Source organism: Acinetobacter soli, from assembly GCF_000760595.1.
GTDB classification, from domain to species: domain Bacteria; phylum Pseudomonadota; class Gammaproteobacteria; order Pseudomonadales; family Moraxellaceae; genus Acinetobacter; species Acinetobacter soli.
The window spans coordinates 79,078-98,944 of the sequence record NZ_BBNM01000012.1 but is presented as its reverse complement, the minus strand read 5'-3'; the positions used below and the strand labels follow the sequence as shown (position 1 = coordinate 98,944).

Sequence of the window (19,867 nt, the reverse complement as noted above, 5' to 3'; positions counted from 1 at the left end):
GGTGGGCATCGAGCCGCGCATCATGGGCTTCGCACCGGCACCGGCGATCAAAAAGCTGCTCAAGCAGGCCAATCTGACGCTTGATCAGATGGATGTGATTGAGCTGAACGAAGCCTTTGCTGCACAGGCACTGGCCTGTACCCGAGACTTAGGGCTGGCAGATGACGATGCACGGGTGAATCCGAATGGCGGTGCAATTGCACTGGGTCATCCATTGGGTGCATCTGGTGCGCGTCTAGTGACGACGGCTTTAAACCAGCTTGAACAGTCGGGCGGTAAGTATGCGCTGTGTTCGATGTGTATCGGCGTGGGTCAGGGAATTGCGCTCATTATTGAGCGGGTTGCTTAAACGGAGATCATGATGAGCCAGTTATATGCTTCTCTTTTTTATCAACAAGACGTAACTGAAATTTTCAGTGATCGTGCGTTGGTCAAATATATGATTGAGACAGAGGTTGCACTGGCGCAAGCGCAAGCAGCAGTTGGGGTAATTCCCCAGTCTGCTGCCGATATCATTACGTTTGCTACTCAAGATGCGGTTGAAAAAATTGATTTTCAAAGTTTAGCCATTGCCACTGGACTGGCTGGAAATATCGCTATTCCTTTTGTCAAACAACTGACTTCAATTGTGAAGCAAGTCGATGAAGAAGCATCGCGTTATGTGCATTGGGGTGCGACCAGTCAAGATATTCTAGACACAGCATGTGTACTGCAATCGCGTGATGCACTCGTAATTGTAGAACTGCTTTTAAATCAGTGCTATCAGGCTGCTTTACAACAAGCGCAACGATATCGCCATCAGGTGATGATGGGGCGCACATGGTTACAGCAAGCTTTACCGATCACCTTAGGACATAAGCTTGCGCGTTGGGCTTCTGCGTTTAAGCGCGATTTAGACCGCTTACAACTTATGAAGTCACGTGTGTTGACTGCACAATTAGGTGGCGCAGTTGGCTCGCTGGCATCTTTGCAAAATCAGGGAACCTCCGTTACACAAGCATTTGCAAAAACCTTAAATCTGACACATGCCGCATGTACGTGGCATGGCGAAAGAGATCGTATTGTCGAAATTGCAAGTGTACTCGGCTTGATTACGGGCAACGCAGGCAAGATGGCGCGCGACTGGTCACTGATGATGCAAACAGAAGTTGCAGAAGTATTTGAACCGACAGCCCAAGGGCGTGGCGGATCTTCAACCATGCCACATAAGCGTAATCCGGTTGCTGCGGCGTCGGTATTGGCTGCTGCCAATCGTGTTCCTGCGTTAATGTCGAGCATGTATCAAAGCATGGTGCAAGAGCATGAACGTAGCTTGGGTAGCTGGCATGCTGAATGGCTTGCCTTACCGGAAATCTTTCAACTCACCGCGGGTGCTCTAGAGCGTACCTTAGATGTCTTGAAAGGTATGGATGTCAATGCAGAAAACATGCGCGCCAATATCGAGTGTACACAAGGCTTAATCATGGCTGAAGCAGTCATGATGGCGTTGGCACCGCATCTGGGACGTCTAAATGCACATCAAGTGGTGGAAGCAGCTTGTAAAAAAGCCGTTGCTGAACAGAAACATTTAAAAGACATCATGGCAGAGACTGCGGAAGTCACTGCATTGTTCGATGCAAAGCAGCTTGAGGCAACATTCAAACCAGAATCTTACCTCGGCAATATTCAAGATCAGATTGATGCTGTTTTGCAAGAAGCAAAAGGAGAGGCAAAGTGAGCAATATTCATATCACTATGATTAACAATCGTCAGGGCCAACCGCTTGCGGTACAGGTTCAGGGGCCACAAGATGCTCCCGCGATTGTATTTTCGAACTCGCTTGGTACCGACAATACCATGTGGATGCCACAAATCGAAGCGCTCAAAGCCGATTTTAAAATTGTAACTTACGATACACGTGGACACGGCCAAAGTGCTGTTATTGATCAAACCGAATTGCAGCATTTGGGTGAAGATGTCATTGATATTTTGGATGCCTTAAATATTGATCAAGCGCACTTTTGTGGTATTTCAATGGGCGGTATGACGGCACTTTGGTTAGGTATTCATCGCCCTGAACGTTTTTATAGCATCACAGTTGCCAATTCTGCTGCAAAAATCTGGACAGCAGAAGGCTGGAATGCACGCGCTGCTTCCGTAGAAGCAACGGGTTTGAGTGATTTGGTCAGTACCACACATACTCGCTGGTTTAGCGAAAAATTTGATCATCAAGCCAGTGTGCTTGCTCGAAACACGATTCGAAGTCTAGCCAATACTCCAGCACAAGGGTATGCCAATGCCTGCCGTGCACTTGCAGGCGCAGATCTGCGTGAATCAATTGCAAAGATTTCAATTCCGACACTGATCATTGCCGGAGAAGCAGATCCGGTCACTACGGTCAGCGATGCTGAGTTTTTACATCAACATATCCAAAACAGCCAGTTGAAGACATTGGACGCTTCACATCTGTCAAATATTGAACAGCCTGAAGCATTCACGCAAGTTTTTGGCCAGTTTATTAGATCAATCGCTTAATAAACTGATTTAAAAGGATTTAGGCCTTAGGAGGCAGATATGGCGTCTCAGGATTACGCTGCACAAAACACAAGTCTGGATGCACAGGCATTAATCAATGATGCACCACTAAGTAAGTATCAGTGGTTGATTGCGATTGTGTGTTTCTTGATTGTCTTTGTGGATGGTATAGATACCGCAGCAATGGGATTTATTGCGCCTGCGCTTGCACAAGATTGGGGTGTGGATCGATCGCAGTTGGGTCCTGTAATGAGTGCAGCCTTGGGCGGTATGATTATTGGTGCGCTGGTTTCAGGCCCGACAGCCGATCGTTTTGGTCGCAAGATTGTGCTGTCTGTTGCGATGTTGATTTTTGGTGGTTTTACACTTGCCTGTGCATATTCCACAACATTAGACAGTTTGGTGATTTTCCGGTTTTTAACTGGGATTGGTCTGGGCGCTGCAATGCCAAACGCGACCACACTTTTTTCAGAATACTGTCCGGCACGAATTCGTTCTTTGCTCGTGACATGTATGTTTTGTGGTTACAACTTGGGCATGGCAATGGGTGGCTTTATCAGCAGCTGGTTAATTCCGGCTTATGGTTGGCACAGCCTGTTTTTGTTAGGCGGTTGGGCCCCCTTGATTTTGATGCTTGTGGTGATGGTGTTTTTACCAGAATCCTATCGTTTCCTGATTGTAAAAGGAAAAAATACCGAAAAGGTGCGTCAGATCTTAACGCATATTGCACCACATAAGGTTCAAGGTATAACCGAATTCCACGTCCCTGAAGAAAAGACAGATGCTTCAAGTAAAAAAGGTGTCTTTAGCATGCTGTTTTCTGGCAAATACGCCAAAGGAACGGTTTTGCTTTGGGTGACTTACTTCATGGGTCTGGTCGTAATTTATCTGTTGACCAGCTGGTTACCAACCTTGATGCGTGAAACCGGGGCATCGTTAGAGCGTGCAGCATTCTTGGGTGGATTATTTCAGTTTGGTGGTGTGCTCAGTGCGCTATTTATTGGCTGGGCAATGGACCGTTTTAATCCGAATCGAATTATTGCGGGTTTTTATTTGGCTGCCGGTATCTTTGCGGTAATTGTTGGTCAAAGTCTTTCAAATCCAACTTTACTTGCACTGTTTATCTTGTGTGCGGGTATTGCGGTAAATGGCGCGCAGTCGTCTATGCCGGTTTTAAGTGCGCGGTTTTATCCAACGCAGTGCCGTGCAACTGGTGTTGCATGGATGTCGGGCATTGGCCGTTTTGGGGCCGTGTTCGGTGCATGGATTGGAGCAGTTCTGCTGGGTAATAACTGGTCGTTCACCATGATTTTAAGCATGTTGTTCATTCCTGCCGCAGCTGCCGCGATTGCAATTTTTGTTAAGTCTATCGTTGCACATACTGATGCAACTTAAGGTGAGAGTTCTCTAATGAATGATGATGATCGTTACAAACAGGGCATTGAAGTCCGTACAGCAGTCCTCGGCGAAAAACACGTCAACCGTTCGATTGAGAATCTGAACGATTTCAATGAGGACTTTCAGAATTTTATTAGTCGATTTGCTTGGGGTGAGGTGTGGTCTCGTCCGGGCTTACCTCGCCATACACGCAGTCTAGTGACAATCGCGGTTTTATTGGCGCTAGGTCGTGAAGATGAGTTGCGTATGCATTTACGTGCATGTTTCAACAATGGCGTGACCAAAGACGAGCTCAAAGAATTGATCCTGCATTGTTCACTGTATGCGGGCCTACCAGCATCAAATGCTGCCATGCATATGGCTGAACAGGTGTTTGAAGAGCTTGGTATCGCACCAGAAAAACTGAACAAAAAATAATGGATCAGCAGATTTAGAGGGAGAAAAATATGTCTCATTTTAACTGGGGCGCTTACGCTCAACGTAATACAGAGGATCATCCGCCAGCCTATGCACCAGGTTATAAAACCAGTGTATTACGCTCGCCAAAAAATGCACTGATCTCGATTGCAGAAACATTGTCGGAAGTGACTGCACCACATTTTAGTGCAGATCAGTTTGGTCCAAAAGACAATGACTTAATTTTGAACTATGCCAAAGACGGTTTGCCAATTGGTGAACGTGTGATTATTCACGGTTATGTTCGTGATCAGTTTGGTCGTCCTGTAAAAAATGCCTTGGTTGAAGTCTGGCAGGCAAACGCATCGGGTCGTTATCGTCATCCGAATGACCAATATGTAGGTGCGATGGATCCAAACTTTGGTGGATGTGGACGTATGCTCACAGACAGCAATGGATATTACGTTTTTCGAACCATTAAGCCAGGTCCATATCCATGGCGTAACCGTATTAATGAATGGCGTCCGGCGCATATCCATTTTTCATTGATTGCAGACGGCTGGGCTCAGCGTTTGATTTCACAGTTTTATTTTGAAGGCGACACTTTAATTGATTCGTGTCCAATCTTAAAAACTGTGCCTTCAGATGATCAACGTCGCGCTTTGATCGCACTTGAAGACAAAAGCAACTTTATTGAAGCTGACAGCCGTTGTTATCGTTTTGACATTACGCTTCGTGGTCGTCGCGCGACTTACTTCGAAAATGACTTAACTTAATGGATGGAGTGAAAATAATGAACGGTTGGAATTTTCAAGAACTCAAAGAAACCCCATCTCAAACAGGTGGTCCTTATGTGCATATTGGCTTGCTTCCAAAACAGGCCAACATTGAAGTGTTTGACCATAACTACGGCAATATGCTGGTTCAAGATCAAACACAAGGTGAACGTATTCGCTTGGAAGGTCAGGTATTTGACGGATTAGGTTTGCCATTGCGTGATGTTTTGGTTGAGATCTGGCAAGCAGATGCCAATGGTGTCTATCCAAGTGAAGCAGATACTCAAGGTAAAGCAGCAGATCCGCATTTTCATGGTTGGGGACGTACGGGTGCAGATTTTAAGACAGGTTTTTGGAGCTTCAGCACCATTAAACCTGGCGCAGTACCGGGACGTAAGGGAACAACGCAAGCCCCTCATATTTCAGTGATTCTTTTCGCTCGCGGAATCAACATTGGGTTACATACCCGTGTTTATTTTGAGGATGAAGTTGAAGCAAACGCCAAAGATCCAGTACTTAACAGTATTGAGTGGGTAACACGTCGTCAAACGCTTATCGCAAAACGGGAGGAGCGTGACGGTGAAACAGTGTATCGTTTCGATATTCGCATTCAGGGCGAAGATGAAACGGTATTCTTTGATATCTAAGATTTTTTGGGACCAAAGTTGTATGTCATGCTTGATGTGCAACTCCAATTTTTTTACAAGGGAACGTAAAATGAACAGTTCAAAAAAGTTAGTTAAGCAGTTGCTGATTAGCACGGCTTTAAGTCTCTCCCTACCTATGCTGTCTGTTACGCATGCGGCTGAAAATGCTGCGATGAACAAGGCAACATATGTTGTTAAAAATCTCAATATTGGTGATTTGCCTGTCAAGACTATTGTCCCGATTACGGCAAAAACCAAAAAGCAAGCCATTGCTCAGGCAAAAGTGATTGCAGCGAATAAAGATGCGGATATTGCTGAATTTCGCATAGATTTGCTGGAATTTGCAAGCGACACCAAACAAGTGATTGCACTTGGTCAAGAACTGAACCAGATTTTAAAAGACAAACCGTTGCTCGCAACGATTCGTACTTCAAATGAAGGTGGCAAACTCAATGTAACCGATGAACAGTATGCAAAAATTTACAGCGATTATTTAAAAAAGCCATTTATGCAGTTACTTGATATCGAAATGTTTAGAGATCAGGCAGCAGTTGAAAAGCTGACCAGCTTGGCACACAAGAAAAATGTGTTAGTGGTGATGTCTAACCATGATTTTGATAAAACCCCAAGTGAGCAGGACATCGTAAATCGCTTACTCAAACAAGATCAAATGGGTGCAGATATCTTAAAAATTGCGGTAATGCCAAAGTCGAAGCAAGATGTCTTTACGCTAATGAATGCGACACTAAAAGTAAGTGAACAGTCGAAAAAACCGTTACTTACGATGTCGATGGGGCGCTTAGGTACAGTATCGCGTGTTTCAACCGCCAATATGGGCGGAAGTTTAAGTTTCGGTATGATCGGCGAGGCTTCGGCACCGGGTCAAATCGATGTCACTGCGCTTAAACAGATCTTAAAAACAGTTCAACCAACTCAAACACCATAATCCTGACAAGGAAACTGTCATGAAATTGAATTCTTTGCGTTTATCAGCATTTGCTTTGGGCTTAATCTCTTCAGGCTTTGCGTCTGCGGAAACTTATATCGTTGATCGTTATCAGGATGATAACGACAAAGGCTCTTTACGTTGGGCAATTGAGCAATCAAACGCCAATACGGCTCAAGAAAATCAAATTTTAATTCAAGCGGTTGGCAAAGCACCGTATGTGATTAAAGTCGACAAGCCACTTCCACCTATCAAATCAGCAGTCAAGATTATTGGGACTCAGTGGGATAAAACTGGTGAATACATCGCGATTGATGGTTCAAACTATATTAAAGGTGAAGGTGCTAAAGCTTGCCCAGGAGCAAACCCAGAGCAATACGGCACAAACGTCCGTACCATGACTTTACCGGGCTTGGTCTTGCAAGATGTAAACGGCGTAACGTTAAAAGGCTTAGATGTACATCGCTTTTGTATTGGTGTTTTGGTCAATCGCTCAAGTAACAACTTGATTCAACATAACCGCATTAGTAATAACTACGGTGGTGCGGGTGTGATGATCACAGGGGATGATGGTAAAGGCAACCCGACATCGACCACCACCAATAACAATAAGGTGTTAGACAATCTGTTTATCGATAACGGCGATGGTCTTGAGTTAACTCGCGGTGCAGCATTTAACTTAGTTGCCAATAACTTGTTTACTTCAACAAAAGCGAATCCTGAACCATCACAAGGCATTGAAATTTTGTGGGGCAACGACAATGCCGTGGTCGGTAACAAGTTTGAGAACTACTCAGACGGTTTGCAAATCAACTGGGGTAAACGTAATTACATCGCCTACAATGAGTTAACCAACAACTCGTTGGGATTCAATTTAACAGGCGATGGCAATATTTTTGACAGTAACAAAGTGCATGGTAACCGTATTGGGGTGGCGATTCGTTCTGAAAAAGATGCCAATGCTCGTATCACATTGACCAAAAACCAAATTTGGAATAACGGCAAAGACATTAAGCGCTGCGAAGCGGGTGGTTCATGTGTGCCGAATCAGCGTTTAGGCGCAATCGTGTTTGGTGTGCCTGCGCTCGAGCATGAAGGTTTTGTTGGCTCTCGTGGTGGTGGTGTTGTCATTGAGCCTGCAAAGCTGCAAAAAACCTGTACTCAGCCGAATCAGCAAAACTGTAACGCTGTACCAAACCAAGGTATTCACGCGCCGAAGCTCACTGTATCTAAAAAACAAATTACGGTAGAAGTAAAAGGTATGCCAAATCAACGTTATAACGTTGAATTCTTTGGTAACCGTTCGGCTTCCTCTAAAGAAGCTGAGCAGTATCTAGATTCTGTAGTTGTTGTTACAGATGCTCAGGGCGTTGCAAAAGCCAACTGGACACCAAAAGTTGTTATGCCATCGATCACGGCAAATGTGACTGATCACTTGGGTGCGACTTCAGAGCTCAGTTCAGCGGTGATGATGAAATAATGTTTGTAGTATACGGTGTTTCCAGAAATTGGAAACACCTTGAATAAAAAGGGAATTTTCAATGCAAGATTTTTTTAAATTGGGCTTAATTTCTGCTGCTTTGCTCAGTTGTCAGTTTGCTTCGGCAAATGAATTTTATTCTCAAGATCGTCAGTGGCTTTTGGGCGATTGGGGTGGGAATCGCCAGCAACTTGAACAACAGGGATACAAATTTACGGCTTCGATCATGAGCCAGGCGGCAAGTAATATCTCTGGTGGCTTTGATGACAATACAACTGTTGAAAATGCAGGACAACTGACGCTGGGCGCAAATTTTGACTTGAGTAAAATTGCAGGTTGGAAAGATACAAGCGCAGCCATCATGATCACCAAACGTGATGGAAACGCAATCACTTTGGAACGTATCAAAGATCCACGATCATCGGCACTCGGCAATTCACAAGAGATCTATGGGCGTGGAAAAATCTGGCGTTTGACGCAGGCTTGGATCAAAAAAGGCTTTGACGACAATACGGTACAAGTCAAGATTGGTCGTATGGGCATGTCAGACGATTTCAACAGCTCGCAATGTGAGTTTCAAAATCTATTGCTTTGTGGTGGTCAGCTCGGTAAGTCGATCGGATCGATCTGGTATAACTGGCCTGTAGGATTGTGGGGGGCAAATGTGAAGTATCAGTTTGCACCTGAATGGACATTGGGCCTTGGGGTATATGAAGTCAATCCAGATAATGTCAAAACACAGTCGAACAGTGACGGCTTTAACCTAGATATGAACAATGTTAAAGGCGCGACCATTCCGGTGGAGTTGGCATGGAAACCTAAACTTGCTTACTTTGGTGGGCTGCCGGGCGAATATAAAATCGGTGCGCTATATTCCACAGCAGAAGCAACAGATGTTGCCAATCCAAGTAAATTACATGATGGTAAGCACAGTTTCTGGATCAATACACAGCAGCAACTTACGCAACAAGGCAATGATCCAAAGCGGGGTTTGTATATCAGCTTTAACGGTGTGCTAAACGACAAAGCCACGACAACGGTTCAAAGTACCCAGCAACTTGCACTTTGGTACAAAGGTGCTTTCGATAGCCGTCCAAATGATTCGATTGGTTTTGGTTTGGCCAATTATGTGGTAAACGAGCGCGCACGAGATCGTCAAATTGCAATTGATGCAAGTCGTGGTTATGACCAATACGATGCGTTGGCATCGAACTATATTCCTGTTCAGCACGATGAGCTGAATATCGAACTGAATTACACCTATCAATGGTCCCCAGCAGTCATGCTTCGTCCAAATATTCAATATATTCATCAGCCTGCTGGTGTAAAGGAAGTGGATGATGCATGGGTCGCTGGATTAACTATGCGTTTAAATTTCTAGCAATGACACAAAATGAAGAATAAAAATGTCTAAAATATAGTCAATATCGTTGCTGGTTTTTAAACTTAATTCGAACAGCTAAAGTGGCTTATCCCACTTTAGCTGAATGTGTTTATACATGAGCGCCTTACTTTGAAAACATCAAAGAATGGCAATCATGATAAGTGGAGAAAGATGTATGTCTGACCCTCAAGCGAAGTCTCACATCATATTTAAAATATGGTGTTTTATACTTGGGCTGGCGTTACTCATTACTGGTGTATTTTATATCATTGGTGGTGGAAAACTGATTAGCCTGGGTGGTTCATGGTACTTCCTGATTGCTGGTTTAATTATTACTGCCTCAGCTTTTTTTATTTTCAAGAAAAAGGCAACAGGGGTGTGGTTATATGCTTTGGCGTTCATCGGTACTGTTATTTGGGCGTTAATTGATGCTGGTTTTGAATTTTGGCCATTGCATTCACGTTTGATGTTCCCGGCAGGTCTATTTGCTGCGGTAATATTTACTTTACCTTCAATTCGCAAATACCAATATCAAACACCAATTGGTGCTCCAGCGTATGCCGTTGGTGCACTGACCGTGCTTGGTATGATCGGTGGTTTATATGGCATGTTTATTCCGCATGCAACAGTAAAAGCATCTGGTGAAGAGTTGCCTTTGATTCCGGTTGATCCTGCAAAAAAACAGGTTGATTGGGACCATTATGGTAATGATGCAGGCGGAAGCCGTTTTGTTGCGCTAGATCAGATTAACCGTAACAACGTATCTAAATTGAAAGAAGCTTGGCGTTTCCGTACAGGTGATTTTACTACTGGTACAGGTAACGGCGCAGAAGACCAGATGACACCTTTGCAAGTTGGCAATAAAGTATTCTTGTGTACACCGCACAACAATATTTTTGCATTAGACGCAGATTCTGGTAAGCAGCTCTGGAAAGCAGAAGTGAATTCTAAAGCAGATGCATGGGAGCGTTGCCGTGGCGTCGCTTACTTTGATTCGACCAAAGCGTTGACTCAACCGACATTGGCTGGTGCAACTCCTGTTACAGCGGTCGCAACCAATACCCAGTGCCCACGTCGTGTGTACACCAATACACCAGATGGTCGTCTGATTGCAGTGAATGCAGATACAGGTGAGCGTTGTAAAGATTTTGGTGTAAATGGTACGGTTGATTTGTTAGAAGGTTTGGGGGATGGCACCAAAGCACCACGCTTTGAAGTCACTTCTGCACCGACCATTGCAGGCACTTCTATTGTTGTGGGTAGCCGTATTGCCGATAACGTTGCAGCTGATATGCCGGGTGGAGTCATTCGTGCATATGATGTCATTACAGGTAAATTGCGCTGGGCGTTCGACCCACGTAATCCAGATCCAAACTATGTGTTGAAGCCGGGTGAAATTTACAAGCGTAGCTCTGCAAACTCATGGGCAGCGATGTCGTATGATCCAAAAATGAACACCGTATTCTTACCTATGGGCAGTTCATCTGTCGATTTATGGGGTGCAAACCGCCAGCCACTAGATCATAAGTATAATACGTCTGTTTTAGCGCTAGATGCGACGACAGGTAAAGAAAAGTGGGTGTATCAAACTGTTCACAATGATCTATGGGATTTTGACTTACCAATGCAACCAAGCTTGGTAGACTTCCCAATGAAAGATGGCAGCACTAAACCTGCGGTTGTGATTGGTACAAAATCTGGTCAGTTTTATGTACTTGATCGTGTAACGGGTAAACCGTTAACCAAAGTGATTGAGCAAGAAGTAAAAACTGCTGATATTCCGGGTGAGCAGTACAGCAAAACGCAGCCGCGTTCTGTAGAAATGCCACAAATCGGAAACCAGACTTTAACTGAGTCTGATATGTGGGGTGCAACGCCATTTGATCAGTTGATGTGTCGTATCAGCTTTAAATCGATGCGTTATGAAGGGCTTTATACCGCTCCGGGTACCGATGTTTCATTAAGCTTCCCAGGTTCTTTGGGTGGAATGAACTGGGGATCCATCGCATTTGATCCATCGCATCGTTACATGTTTGTGAATGATATGCGTCTAGGTCTATGGATTCAGTTGATCAAACAAACCCCAGAAGACTTAGCAGTTCAAGCCAATGGCGGTGAGAAAGTTAACACGGGTATGGGCGCAGTGCCGATGAAAGGTACACCGTACAAAGTGAACAAAAACCGTTTCTGGTCTGCACTGAGCATTCCGTGTCAGAAACCACCATTTGGTACGATGACAGCGATTGACATGAAAACACGTCAAATTGCATGGCAAGTACCATTGGGTACAGTTGAAGATACCGGCCCGATGGGCATTAAAATGGGCCTAAAAGCGCCAATTGGTATGCCAACCATTGGTGGTCCAATGGCAACTCAGGGTGGTTTGGTATTCTTTGCTGCAACGCAAGATTACTATCTACGTGCATTTGATACATCAACAGGTAAAGAATTGTGGAAAGCACGTCTTCCTGTGGGTAGCCAAGGTACGCCTATGAGTTATGTGTCACCGAAAACTGGAAAACAATACGTTGTGATTTCAGCAGGTGGTGCACGTCAGTCTCCAGATCATGGTGACTACGTGATTGCATATGCCCTAGATAAGTAATTCTCTAGAATGTAATCTAGATGGTCATGCCCAAAAGGTATGGCCATTTTTTATGACCATTATTTCGTTTCATCGCGTTAAAATAAATCAACTTATCTAGATGAATGACACATAAAGTTATATAAATAAAAAGTAAGAAAAATAATGGATATAAAAACAATGTGGTATCGCTTAAAACTACTACTTTCAGATCCATCTAAAAATTTATGGGTTCATCCCACATTGGGTGCTATTTTTGCAATTCTCTTTTCACTCTTGGCAAGCGTTGGCAATTATTTACTGCCAGAGCACTACGTGCCACATATTTCGGCAGAAACTTTATCTAGTTTATTGGATATTATTGCCTCAAGTATGTTGGCAGTCACAACATTTTCGCTATCCATTATGGTTTCTGCTTTAGCATCGACATCTAATACAGCCACACCACGTGCCAGATTATTAATTATTGAAGATGACTATACGCGTATTGCGATTGCAAGTTTTATTTCGGCATTCATCTATTCTGTTATCGCTAAAATAGCGTTGGGGCTCAAGTATTATGGTACAGAGGGTCGTTTTTTACTTTTTTTAAGTACAATTATTGTACTGCTTTATCTGATTTATACTTTAATTCGCTGGGTACAGACCATTTCAGGACTCGGTTCGTTAAATGATGCTTTAAGTAAAATCGAGAATAAATCTCGAACTAGCTTATCTATTTATAGAGCTCAACCTGACTTGGGAGCCAAACATTCAAAACCTATTTTAGATACACGTTGGCATATTTATAGTCAAAAAACAGGATATATTTGCAACCTTAATTTGGAAGAAATTCAAAAAGTAGCCACTAAATACCAATGTCATATTCATATCTGTGTTCGAGCTGGAAAGTTTGTTGAACCTCGAGCTAAAATGTTTGCCGTATATCCTAAAGAAAGTTTTTCAGATCATGAGTTTGAAAAAATTGAATCCGAACTCGATCCATGTGCAGTGATTGGTTTAAACAGAACCTATGAGCAAGATCCGCGGTTTGGTCTTCTGGTGATGAGTGAAGTGGCACAAAGAGCTTTATCACCTGCGGTCAATGATCCTGTTACAGCAATCAATGTTCTAAATGCCTTAACTAGATTGTTGGTCGATACACATGCAAAAGATAAACAAGAATGCCCAGAATATGATCTCTTGAGTATTGAAAAGTTAGATATGGAAGATTTAATACGACCTGTTTTTTCACCAATCTCAAGAGATTCTATTGCAAATTTAGAAATTGGGATTCGATTAATCAAAACACTGGCTATTATTTCTCGTCATGCACCTGAAATACAGATGCGCCAATATGCATCGAAAGAGGCGGCTGATTGTTATCATCGAAGTAAAGCCGGATTGTCTTATGCACCAGATCGTGATTATCTTAAACATGAATTTGAACAGAGCTTCAAAAACTAACAAGTCATAATACATAAATAAGCGATGCTAGATCATATTTCTCAGCTCATTCGCAGTATTGCGTAATAAAGGTAAAACTTGATCGATAAGATACTGTGGCTGCACCCGATTGGTTTGTGACATACAATTAAGTGCTGCAATGGTAAGCCCCTGTGCGTTTAAAACGGGTACCGCAATCGCAATCACACCCAGTTCATGTTCCTCAGTAGACAAACAGTAGTCCGATTGTCGAACAGCATCTAATGTTTCTAAAAAAGTATGTTCATCGGTAATGGTATAAGGCGTGAGGCGCTTCAGACCATATTTTTCAATCCATTCAATTTGTACTTCACGATCCAGAACAGAAAGTAATACTTTACCGGTGGAGGTGGCGTGGGCAGGCAAACGATTACCTAAATGCATCCCATAGGGACTCACGCGAAGATTATCTTGCTGGGGTAAATAACTACGCGCAACAGGTACAACTTCATGCTCATCGAGCACCACAATTGAAAAGGTGAGGCTGGTTTGAGCACACAGTAGATTTAAAAATGACTGTGCCACTTTGGGTAAATGTGCCGAGCTTAAATAAGAACTAGAAAAACGTAAAACACGATGTGTAAGCCAAAAATAGTGCTCATCGGTATCTAAATAACCCAAAAATTTAAGTGTCTTTAAATAACGCCGTGCAGCTGTTCTGCTTATGCCAGTACGCTCTGCAACCTGTGTCACGTTCAGTCGCTGCCTATCAATTCCAAATGCTTCTAAAAGCGCTAAGCCTTTGGCCAAGCCTGCAATGTAATCTTCCGTGCGTATTTCTTCACTTGAATGAGGGTGCGCAAGGTATTGGTGATGTTGTTCCATAACATTCAAATCCAAAATGGTTTTGTCCGATCATCGGACAGTTGTAATGCTAATCGGATAATTTTGAGCCTTAAGTATAGATGTCTTTTTAATGAGGCGGTACTTTAAAAATAGAAAATAGCAAGGATGATGTTATGCAAACTATGAAAACCAAAGTTGCAATTATTGGTTCTGGCCCAGCGGGATTACTACTCGGTCAGCTGCTTTATAAAGCTGGAATCGAGCACGTTATTGTGGAACAGCGAAGTGCCGATTACGTTGCATCACGCATTCGTGCAGGAATTTTAGAGCAAGTATCGGTCGATTTACTCGAGCAAGCTGGAGTTGACCAGAACCTCAAAGAAAAAGGATTGCCACATTCGGGCATTGAAATTCTGACCAATGGCCAAAAATTCCGTGTCGATTTATCGGCATTGACTCAAGGCAAACAAGTCACTGTATATGGGCAGACCGAAGTTACTAAAGATTTGATGCAAGCACGTGAGCAGGCTGGTCTTTGCTCATTTTATGAATCGAATGATGTTCAAATTCATGATTTTTATAATGCGCCAAAAGTGACCTTTGAATCCAATGGAACTCACTATCAAATCGAATGTGATTTCATTGCAGGATGTGATGGTTATCATGGCGTGTGCCGTGCTAGTGTGCCTCAAGATAAAATTAAAACCTTCGAAAAGGTCTATCCATTTGGTTGGTTAGGTGTACTTGCCGATGTGCCGCCTGTGGCAGACGAGTTAATTTATGTTCAATCAGAGCGTGGTTTTGCACTGTGTAGTATGCGTTCAGAAACGAGAAGCCGTTATTACATTCAAGTTCCTTTAACCGATCACGTAGAAAACTGGTCGGATGATCAATTTTGGGAAGAGCTTAAGAATCGCCTCGACCCTGAAAGCCGTGAAAAACTCGTTACAGGTCCTTCAATTGAGAAAAGCATTGCACCCTTGCGGAGCTTTGTCACAGAACCGATGCGATTTGGAAAATTATTCTTAGCTGGTGATGCCGCACATATTGTTCCACCAACGGGTGCCAAAGGATTGAACCTTGCAGCTTCAGATATTGCATATTTGTCGAGTGCGCTTATTGAATTTTACACGCAAGAATCTGAGCAAGGCATAGATCAATACTCAGAAAAATGCTTGCAACGTGTATGGAAAGCAGAGCGTTTTTCATGGTGGATGACCCATTTGTTACATCGCTTTGAAACTGAAAGCGAGTTTGATCATAAAATTAAACAAGCAGAATTGAGCTATATTTTAGGTTCTACGGCAGGTCAGACCACACTCGCTGAAAACTATGTGGGCTTACCCTATGAAATCAAATCCCTTGACCATTTAAAATATGCCAGCTAAAACAAAAAGAGAGCGATTCGTCGCTCTCTTTTTTATCTCGGTTGTGTTTATTTACAAGTGAAGTTTTCGGCTTTTTCACTGTCACCTGTGCCGTTATAACGTGCGATTTTTGGATATGGACACAGTGGTCGAGTTCGATTGGCCGACCAGCTCGATGGTAACTCACTATTGATTTCGCCACTTGCATTACCGACACCGCGTGCAGAAGCGAGAATTTGATCTGGTGCTTGACCATATTCTACCCAGTTCACCAAAGCAGTAAGTGCATCAAACTGGTCGGTCGCAAGCCCACCACGCGAATGATTCATTCCCGGAACGCGATAAAAACGAGCAAAACTTTGTGCATCACCCAAACTACTGCTCTTGTATTTTGCCATCAGTTTATCGTACCAGTTTTGTGTGTCATCTACCGAAAATACGCCATCTGCTGTGCCTTGCACCACAATCATTTTACCGCCATGCAAGCGTAATTTATCCAGATTGAGCTCATCTGGCGGGATCATAAATGACATCGCGCTTTCTGAATAGGTCGAATTGGTTGCAGAAAGTTTTGGGTAATCAGTATCAAAATTATAGTTAAAGGCAAATTTTCGTGAATTTTGTACAATTGTTGGATCTGGTGGTACCTGAAATATAATGCCTACCGCTACCGGGTCGCGTGCCGTACCCACAGAAGAAACAAATTTCCAGCTTGCCCAATTGCTGCCAAGTAATCCCGGATCGTAAGGCTGGGTCGCATACAATGCTTCGCCAGATGAATTGACAGGGCCGCGGTAAATATTAGCCACGACATCGATCTGGTCTTTACTTAAACAGCTTCCATCACGTGAACCCGAGCAGACAGGCACATCTTTATGAATATCAAAGGCGGTTCGGCAGGCTTCAACGTCTTGTACCATACCATCTGCTACACCATCGAGTGCATCACAGCGTGTTAAAATCGCATTGGCAAGTACGTTACGTTCTGCATAGGTGAGGGCAGTGCTTAAATCATTTTCATCGGTGGTAACACGACGTAATTGCTGCGCCGTATATAGCTGTGCCGCTGCTGCACGTGGTAGATGAAATCCGGGTGTACTGGCCAAGATGCCATCGTACTGATCGCCTAAGCGTGTTGCAGCCATCATGGCATGTCGACCGCCGTTAGACGTACCTCCTGCATAAGATCGATCTGGCAATTTACCGTAAGCTGTTTTAATCAGATCTTTGGCCATAGGCGTTAACTTTGTAATAGCACCATAGCCATAGTTGATACGAGCTTGCGGATCTAAACCAAAAAGAGGATTTTGTGCAGATGAATGTCCGGCATCGGATGAAATTACCGCGAATCCGTCGTTTAAAGCATTGCTTAACATCCCGCCGCTGCCCACTTGTCCGGTCGCTGTGGCGATGTTGCCGTCGGTACCGCCATTTCCTTGATATAGAAAACGTCCGTTCCAGCTCACTGGAAGTCGCATTTCAAAGCCAATCTGATAGGTTTGACCATCGATTGGGCTAATACGTTGCTCCATATAACCTTTGACCAAACAATGCGCCGGAATATTTTTTCCTGCAACAGTCAGAGCGCCTGCATTTTGTAAAGTTGCACTTTCAACTACGGTGGTGTCAAATTTGAAACCGCTTAAATCTGTACAACTGCCTTTGAGCTGAGCACCTACTGCTGGGCTTAATTGTGGAATACTTTGGCTCGACTGTGCCGTATCATGATCGTTATTGTCATTACATGCAGCTACACTGATGCAGACGCCGAGCAATGCAGCATGTTTAAAAAGATGTTGAAGTTTTTTCATTGCAATATCCTTATGCCTGAAATTTATGCATGTGCCAAGACCATGAAATTTGCGGTACTACGCGCCACAAGTTTATGGTTTTGCCACGCTTCACTTTCGATGTTTAAAATGGATTTTCCTTGTTTGATAAATCGACATTTCGTCACTACAATCCCCACCAGACACGGCCTTAAAAAATCTGTGGTCAGATTAATAGTCGTGGCTGCTTGCTGCTGATTGGCATAGTAGGCAAAGAGCCCCATGACATCGTCCAGCATGGCGCAAAGCATTCCACCTTCAATGGTGCCTCGCGGGTTGGTAAAGCTCTCAAGTGCCTGATATCTGACTTCAAGTTCAAGTTGATCTGGGTTCCATTGAATGCTATGGCCACCTAGCAAATGATGAATGGGGGGTAAGTGTGCAGGAACAGATAGATCTGGCAGCATCATGAATCACTCCTCACGACTTATTGAAGCGCATACGCGTCATACACAACAGCTTTTCCCAGACGCATGGCACTTCCCACGCCAATGGTATGGTTCAACCACGCGTATTGAGGCGCACTGGTTTCAAACTGCATGGTGACTTTAAAATAATAAGTTTTCGGGTCGACCTCTTTGCCTTGAGCCAGTTGTTTTAAAACGTCTGGCGGACCATATCGATAACCTTTGGTTTGCAGGTAAATCAGTGCACCATCATCGGTTTGAAGTAAATAGCGCGTATCAATAATGGCATGACCTTGCGCATCAACAATTTGCCAATCTGCACCATTATTCAAAATTTTGCCTTTGAGTGTTTTGCCTTCAAAAGTGCCTCCTGTAATGGGGATAATACGTCGCTTGCCTGCATCACTGGTTGAACCAAGTTCCCAGACAGGTGCGTTTAAATCGACACTAAATGTGGCCAATGGTTGAAGATGTAGCGGTGGTGGTGCAAATTGGGGTACTGCATGTGTTTGGTGTGCACAAGCAAGACTAAAGCAGAGCGCTATTATTTTTTTATTCATATTATTGTTCCTGAAAAAACAAGGCGCTAGCATTATGCTAATACCTTGTTTGAGTCATTATTTAAATTTCCATGTGTAATCGATGTTAATTCGGGTTTCATTCACTGGTTTGATATTGGCTGTGGCCAGCATGTTGTTGTCATAGATCGCATAGCGAGCACGAAGGGAAAGGTTTTTAAGCCAGCCAGTTTGTACGGTGTAGCCAATATCGAAATCTGTTTCGCGCTCTTTTAAATCCGTTCCACCCAAGTTAGGCGCATAAATATTGCGGCCCATGGTGTAGCGTGTCATGAAGCGTAAACCCGGCACATAATCTTTAAAGTCATACTCATAACGAAAGCTGTATGCTTTTTCTTTCGGATTCAAAAATTCGCCCGGCCATGTATCGATGAGCAGTCCTGTTTCACCACCCGTTAAATATGGAAAAGCGGTTTCACCAAAATGCTGAAAGGTACCAAAAATAAATTTATGATTTTGGCGTTTAAGCTCAAAATGCGCATGATATAAATCGTTGTCGACCAAACCAGCCTTTGCTTGGCCTTCATCGCGGCTACGATAGTAATGTAGATAGCTGCTTAAACGAGTTTGCGGATTTATGTCCCATTTGTATAAAAAGCCAGTTGTCATCTGATCGTATAAATTATTAACATCCAGATAAAATAATCCTAAACGTAAAGCCGGACTTACATTGTAATAGCCACCTGCGTAGTAAAGACCATTCGTTTCAGCACTTTTGAAACGGCCATTCACCGCTGAAATCTTGATATTTTCATAATTGGTCGAGTCGCGCTGATTCACCTTGTCTATAAATGCTCCTTGCAGCTCAAAATTCTTAATATCTTTCGATTCCAGTGAAATACCCCGGTAGGTTTGCGGTAGTAGGCGTGCAGGAGAGGCCACCAGCACAGGATTCATCGGTCTGAGTGTTCCTACTTTTAATTCGGTCTGACTGACTTTTGCTTTACCGGTCAGGCCAATTTCGCCGTAGCTGCTGGCGGGTTCATTGGTGACCGTGTCGCGAGGTAAATTGCCTGTACCCGCATATTTGGCACTGGCATCGAGCTTAAATCCTGCTGTAGCCAGAACATCGAGCCCAAAACCAATGGTTCCTTCGGTATAACCAGAATTTGCTTTAAAAATAAAGCCTTGTGTCCAGTCTTTTGCAGCGGGATATTTAGAGACTTCTTGATAGTCGCGATCGAAATAGAAATTTCGTGTGGTGAGTTCGACTGTACTTTTATCAATAAAGTCTGAAGCAAATACAGAACCCGAGAGCATCACAGCAGAGTACATCCATAATTTTGACATTGTATTTCTTCCTGAAACATC

Annotated in this window: 17 protein-coding genes and 1 pseudogene; 13 read left to right on the top strand and 5 right to left on the bottom strand. The window is 43.6% G+C overall.

All coding sequences use genetic code 11. The features are described 5' to 3' along the window. The 12 genes and pseudogenes from Aso01_RS13455 to Aso01_RS13400 all read left to right on the top strand — a co-directional run. Window positions 1-349: pseudogene (locus Aso01_RS13455) on the top strand (acetyl-CoA C-acyltransferase); the annotation flags it as partial. 12 nt (window positions 350-361) lie between these two features. Then, window positions 362-1,717, top strand: a complete 1,356-nt coding sequence (gene pcaB, locus Aso01_RS13450) for a 3-carboxy-cis,cis-muconate cycloisomerase (RefSeq protein WP_004937816.1) — start codon at window positions 362-364, stop codon at window positions 1,715-1,717. A 17-nt stretch (window positions 1,718-1,734) separates the two neighbouring features. Further along, on the top strand, window positions 1,735-2,514 hold the full coding sequence (gene pcaD / locus Aso01_RS13445) for a 3-oxoadipate enol-lactonase (RefSeq protein ID WP_039910058.1): 780 nt from the start codon (window positions 1,735-1,737) through the stop codon (window positions 2,512-2,514). Window positions 2,515-2,553: 39 nt separating this feature from the next. Next, complete coding sequence (gene pcaK, locus Aso01_RS13440; RefSeq protein WP_004937812.1) at window positions 2,554-3,909, top strand: 4-hydroxybenzoate transporter PcaK; 1,356 nt, start codon at window positions 2,554-2,556, stop codon at window positions 3,907-3,909. A gap of 15 nt (window positions 3,910-3,924) precedes the next feature. After that, complete coding sequence (pcaC, locus tag Aso01_RS13435) at window positions 3,925-4,329, top strand: 4-carboxymuconolactone decarboxylase (protein ID WP_004937808.1); 405 nt, start codon at window positions 3,925-3,927, stop codon at window positions 4,327-4,329. A gap of 29 nt (window positions 4,330-4,358) precedes the next feature. Beyond that, window positions 4,359-5,084, top strand: a complete 726-nt coding sequence (pcaH, locus tag Aso01_RS13430) for a protocatechuate 3,4-dioxygenase subunit beta (RefSeq protein ID WP_004937806.1) — start codon at window positions 4,359-4,361, stop codon at window positions 5,082-5,084. Between the two features lie 17 nt (window positions 5,085-5,101). Further along, window positions 5,102-5,731: a protocatechuate 3,4-dioxygenase subunit alpha gene (gene pcaG / locus Aso01_RS13425; protein ID WP_004937804.1), complete on the top strand. Its 630-nt coding sequence runs from the start codon at window positions 5,102-5,104 to the stop codon at window positions 5,729-5,731. Window positions 5,732-5,903: 172 nt separating this feature from the next. Continuing rightward, window positions 5,904-6,677, top strand: a complete 774-nt coding sequence (aroD, locus tag Aso01_RS13420) for a type I 3-dehydroquinate dehydratase (protein WP_370736357.1) — start codon at window positions 5,904-5,906, stop codon at window positions 6,675-6,677. Window positions 6,678-6,702: 25 nt separating this feature from the next. Then, window positions 6,703-8,157: a NosD domain-containing protein gene (locus Aso01_RS13415; RefSeq protein WP_171063758.1), complete on the top strand. Its 1,455-nt coding sequence runs from the start codon at window positions 6,703-6,705 to the stop codon at window positions 8,155-8,157. A gap of 61 nt (window positions 8,158-8,218) precedes the next feature. Then, the gene (locus Aso01_RS13410) at window positions 8,219-9,538 is read left to right on the top strand and encodes a carbohydrate porin (RefSeq protein WP_004937796.1); all 1,320 of its coding nucleotides are present in this window, start codon (window positions 8,219-8,221) and stop codon (window positions 9,536-9,538) included. Between the two features lie 178 nt (window positions 9,539-9,716). Continuing rightward, complete coding sequence (locus tag Aso01_RS13405) at window positions 9,717-12,146, top strand: glucose/quinate/shikimate family membrane-bound PQQ-dependent dehydrogenase (RefSeq protein ID WP_004937792.1); 2,430 nt, start codon at window positions 9,717-9,719, stop codon at window positions 12,144-12,146. 159 nt (window positions 12,147-12,305) lie between these two features. Then, window positions 12,306-13,571, top strand: a complete 1,266-nt coding sequence (locus Aso01_RS13400) for a DUF2254 domain-containing protein (protein WP_004937789.1) — start codon at window positions 12,306-12,308, stop codon at window positions 13,569-13,571. A gap of 27 nt (window positions 13,572-13,598) precedes the next feature. Here Aso01_RS13400 and Aso01_RS13395 read toward each other — a convergent pair whose 3' ends face one another. Further along, window positions 13,599-14,414, bottom strand: coding sequence for an IclR family transcriptional regulator (locus Aso01_RS13395; protein WP_004937785.1), 816 nt, complete (start codon window positions 14,412-14,414; stop codon window positions 13,599-13,601). 134 nt (window positions 14,415-14,548) lie between these two features. On the opposite strand from Aso01_RS13395, the gene pobA reads away from it, so the two are divergent. Beyond that, entirely contained in the window at window positions 14,549-15,763 is a 1,215-nt protein-coding gene (pobA, locus tag Aso01_RS13390) for a 4-hydroxybenzoate 3-monooxygenase (protein ID WP_004937782.1), read from the top strand. A gap of 47 nt (window positions 15,764-15,810) precedes the next feature. Here pobA and Aso01_RS13385 read toward each other — a convergent pair whose 3' ends face one another. From Aso01_RS13385 to Aso01_RS13370, 4 genes are read right to left on the bottom strand one after another with little or no spacing between them, the layout of a single operon-like run. Beyond that, complete coding sequence (locus tag Aso01_RS13385) at window positions 15,811-17,553, bottom strand: tannase/feruloyl esterase family alpha/beta hydrolase (RefSeq protein ID WP_004937779.1); 1,743 nt, start codon at window positions 17,551-17,553, stop codon at window positions 15,811-15,813. A gap of 23 nt (window positions 17,554-17,576) precedes the next feature. Next, on the bottom strand, window positions 17,577-17,981 hold the full coding sequence (locus Aso01_RS13380) for a PaaI family thioesterase (protein WP_004937776.1): 405 nt from the start codon (window positions 17,979-17,981) through the stop codon (window positions 17,577-17,579). 17 nt (window positions 17,982-17,998) lie between these two features. After that, window positions 17,999-18,538, bottom strand: a complete 540-nt coding sequence (locus tag Aso01_RS13375) for a DUF3237 domain-containing protein (RefSeq protein WP_004937773.1) — start codon at window positions 18,536-18,538, stop codon at window positions 17,999-18,001. Between the two features lie 57 nt (window positions 18,539-18,595). Then, window positions 18,596-19,846, bottom strand: coding sequence for an OprD family porin (locus tag Aso01_RS13370; RefSeq protein WP_004937770.1), 1,251 nt, complete (start codon window positions 19,844-19,846; stop codon window positions 18,596-18,598). Between the last annotated feature and the right edge of the window lie 21 nt (window positions 19,847-19,867).